Here is a 483-nt window from a genome sequence, read left to right as displayed (position 1 = left end):
GGTGGCCGGTCGCCTGCTGCCGGTCCGCCTCTGATCGACGCATGGCGCGGGTCGCTCCCCGCTCCAGGGTGAAGGCTGCGCCCCCGTCCTCGCCCGGTCCTCGCGGTGCTCGGCTGCGGCCTGCGGGCGGGCCCTGGACCTTCTCGCTGGCCCCTTGCCCGGTCTGCGTCGAGGCGGCTCCGACAGCAGGTTTTCTTCCACCACCACCGCGGCGTGACGCCGCAGAAAGGCTTCGCCATGACCTCCGGTTTTCCTTCCCGCTCCTCGCGCGCTGCGCGCTCTGCGCAACCCTCGGCCGCTGTGCGGCCCGGGACTGCCACGGGCGTTCCCCCCGTACCCCCCGAGGACCCTCCCACAGCAGCCCTGAGTGAATCGCCGGAGACCGGTCGGCGGCCGGGCGGCCGCCTCGACGTGCGCCAGGCCGTGACAGACCGGATCATCGCGATGCTCGAACAGGGCGGCCACGTGTTCCGCGCGCGCTGG

The 483-nt window shown here is 73.9% G+C and carries 1 protein-coding gene; it reads left to right on the top strand.

The window, feature by feature from the left end; all coding sequences use genetic code 11:
• Positions 1-213 precede the first annotated feature (213 nt).
• A partial coding sequence (locus tag AC0IYU_RS34805; protein WP_472126958.1) for a hypothetical protein occupies positions 214-483 on the top strand: 270 nt, incomplete at its 3' end.

It is taken from the genome of Variovorax sp. AC103, from assembly GCF_979254005.1.
This window is presented reverse-complemented; position numbering and strand designations above follow the sequence as displayed.